The organism is Mesorhizobium sp. M2A.F.Ca.ET.037.01.1.1, assembly GCF_003998075.1.
Classification (GTDB): Bacteria; Pseudomonadota; Alphaproteobacteria; order Rhizobiales; family Rhizobiaceae; genus Mesorhizobium.
In genome coordinates, this window is sequence record NZ_RZSA01000787.1 from 1 (window position 1) to 3218 (window position 3218).

Annotated in this window: 2 protein-coding genes; both read left to right on the top strand. The window is 61.8% G+C overall.

Annotated elements, in window-relative coordinates:
- The first annotated feature begins 593 nt into the window (after nt 1-593).
- Nucleotides 594-2621, top strand: coding sequence for an RNA polymerase sigma factor RpoD (gene rpoD / locus EOA27_RS28980; protein WP_126081757.1), 2028 nt, complete (start codon nt 594-596; stop codon nt 2619-2621).
- A 198-nt stretch (nt 2622-2819) separates the two neighbouring features.
- Nucleotides 2820-3113 (top strand): GYD domain-containing protein, encoded by a 294-nt coding sequence (locus EOA27_RS28985; RefSeq protein WP_042646984.1) that lies wholly within the window; start codon nt 2820-2822, stop codon nt 3111-3113.
- Nucleotides 3114-3218 lie beyond the last annotated feature (105 nt).

The following is a 3218-nucleotide window of genomic DNA, read 5'->3' on the forward strand; positions in this document are numbered from 1 at the left end:
CTTACATAGAGAGCTGAAACAGGCGCAGGCGGCGCTCGATGCAGACCCTTCGGACGAAAACTTCCGGCATCTCGTCGAGATTCAAGCGCAATTCAACGATGTGCAGGCAACGGAAGCGCTGATCGAAGGGTTCGGCGTTTCATCGGGCAGGGTTGGCCGCGTTTAGGGCCGAACACCACCCATTGGAAGTGAGTGGAAATGCGCAGCGCGTCGAATCGACGCCTCTAAGCGGGTAATTGATTCGCTTTTTTCATGCGAATCATGCCAGAGGCGCTTGACCTTCTGGCAGATTGGCGGAATCAGGACGATTCGAAACGTTAACCGTGCCCCGGCGTCGGCGGGAAATTTGAGCGATGTGAGGTGCCGGTGACGGCTGGACAGGCAAAACGCCTGCTCCAGATATCAGGGTTAATCTGGACTTAATGCATGTCGCCCAAAAGTGAAAACCGGTTTGGGGCAAACGAGATGCACAAAACAAAAGAGATGACGCGGTTGCCGGGCCGGTAAAAAGCATTCCGGTACGAGCACATCCGGCGTAACCGGTCCGACAGTTTACGCGGCCTCGATATTGGGCCGCTTGGAGACGACAAAGAATGGCGACAAAGGAAAAGGAAGAGGTCGAGACCGAACGCGAAGGCGCCACCGATGGCCCTCTGCTCGACCTTTCCGACGATGCTGTCAAGAAGATGATCAAGGCCGCGAAGAAACGCGGCTATGTCACGCTCGACGAATTGAACGCGGTGCTGCCCTCGGAAGAGACGGATCCGGACCGCATCGAAGACATCAATGCGATGCTCAGCGACATGGGCATCAACGTCGTTGAGGATGACGAGCAGGGCGAAGAGGCCGAGGCCGAGCCCGCCGGCGACAGCGAGGAAGACGCCAACGAGCTTGCCGAGCAGACCGGCACCGCCGTTGCCGCCACGACCACCAAGAAAGAGCCGACCGATCGCACCGACGATCCGGTGCGCATGTACCTGCGCGAGATGGGCTCGGTCGAGCTTCTGTCGCGCGAGGGCGAAATCGCCATTGCCAAGCGTATCGAGGCCGGCCGCGAAACGATGATCGCGGGTCTGTGCGAAAGCCCGCTGACCTTCCAGGCCATCATCATCTGGCGCGACGAGCTCAACGAATCGAAGATCCTGCTGCGCGAGATCATCGACCTCGAGGCGACCTATGCCGGCCCGGAGGCCAAGCAGGCACCGGTGGTCGAACGTGTCGAGGAATCGCCCAAGCCGGACGAGAAGCCGCGCGGCCGCGCGGCGGCACGCGAGGAAGAAGACGACATCACCAATGTCGGCGGAGACACGCGCGGGCTGGAGGAAGAGGAAGACGACGAGGACGAGGCCAGCCTGTCGCTGGCCGCGATGGAAGCGGAACTGCGCCCGCAGGTGATGGAGACGCTCGACGTCATCGCGGACACCTACAAGAAGCTGCGCAAGCTGCAGGACCAGCAGGTCGAGAATCGTCTCGCCGCCGCCGGCACGCTGTCGCCCAGCCAGGACCGCAGGCTCAAGGAGCTGAAGGACCAGCTGATCAAGGCGGTGAAGTCGCTGTCGCTCAACGCGGCGCGCATCGAGGCGCTGGTCGAGCAGCTCTACGACATCAACAAGCGCCTGGTGCAGAACGAGGGCAAGCTTCTGCGGCTCGCCGAGAGCTATGGCGTGCGCCGCGAGGAATTCCTCAAGGAATATCAGGGCTCGGAGCTCGATCCGAACTGGACCCGCTCGATCGCCAATTTGACTTCGCGCGGTTGGAAGGAATTCACCAAGAACGAGAAGGACACGATCAAGGAGCTGCGCGCCGAGATCCAGAACCTCGCCACCGAAACGGCGATCTCGATCCTGGAATTCCGCAAGATCGTGAACCAGGTGCAGAAGGGCGAGCGCGAGGCTGCGATCGCCAAGAAGGAAATGGTCGAGGCGAACCTGCGCCTCGTCATCTCCATCGCCAAGAAATACACCAACCGCGGCCTGCAGTTCCTGGACCTCATCCAGGAAGGCAATATCGGCCTGATGAAGGCGGTCGATAAGTTCGAATATCGTCGCGGCTACAAGTTCTCGACCTACGCCACCTGGTGGATCCGGCAGGCCATCACCCGCTCGATCGCCGACCAGGCGCGCACCATCCGCATTCCGGTGCACATGATCGAGACGATCAACAAGATCGTTCGCACCTCGCGCCAGATGCTGCACGAGATCGGCCGCGAGCCGACGCCGGAGGAACTGGCGGAAAAGCTAGCCATGCCGCTGGAAAAGGTGCGCAAGGTCTTGAAGATCGCCAAGGAGCCGATCTCGCTCGAAACGCCTGTGGGCGACGAGGAGGATTCGCATCTCGGCGACTTCATCGAGGACAAGATGGCGATCCTGCCGATCGACGCCGCGATCCAGGCCAATCTGCGCGAGACGACGACGCGGGTGCTTGCCTCGCTGACGCCGCGCGAGGAACGCGTGTTGCGCATGCGCTTCGGCATCGGCATGAACACCGACCACACGCTGGAGGAAGTCGGCCAGCAGTTCTCGGTGACGCGCGAGCGCATCCGCCAGATCGAAGCCAAGGCGCTGCGCAAGCTCAAGCATCCGAGCCGGTCGCGGAAGCTCAGAAGTTTCCTCGACAGCTGATCCGCAGGTCAGACAAGCAAATCCAAAGGGCGCCTCGGGCGCCCTTTGGCGTTTCCGGCCCCTCATGCCGCCTTGCCGCACCTGCCCGACAGGAGGATAATTCCGTTGCCGGATGCATTTGTGGGCGACAAGCCGGATGCCCGCCCCGGCGCCGGTCGTACGGCGTCGCGCTCCGTGGCTCCCGGTGGGAGGTATGCCATGACAACCTACATCGTGCTTATCAACTGGACCGAGCTGGGCGCCAGGAATGTGCGGGAGTCGCCAAAGCGGCTCGATGCCGCCAAGAAGCTGCTGGGCGAAATGGGCGGATCGTTCAAGTCTTTCTACCTGACGATGGGCGAATGCGACATGGTCGCCATCGTCGAAGCCCCGGACGATGCGGTGCTCGCCCGCTTCGCGCTGCTGCTGTCGTCTGGCGGTAACGTCAAGACGCGGACGATGAAGGCGTTCCCGGAATTCGCCTATCGCGAGATCATCAGTTCGCTGGGGTAGGAGGCGGGCTGAAGCCGGGACCGGCGCGGCTGTTGCGAAGCCGCGCCGCATTGCCGATAGTCGCACCATGCCCAAGCCTTTGCTGACCGTCTGGTACAACACGCG

Coding starts and splice junctions, on each gene's coding strand:
- EOA27_RS28985 (WP_042646984.1), top strand. CDS start 2,820: ATGACAACCTACATCGTGCTTATCAACTGGACCGAGCTGGGCGCCAGG.
- rpoD (WP_126081757.1), top strand. CDS start 594: ATGGCGACAAAGGAAAAGGAAGAGGTCGAGACCGAACGCGAAGGCGCC.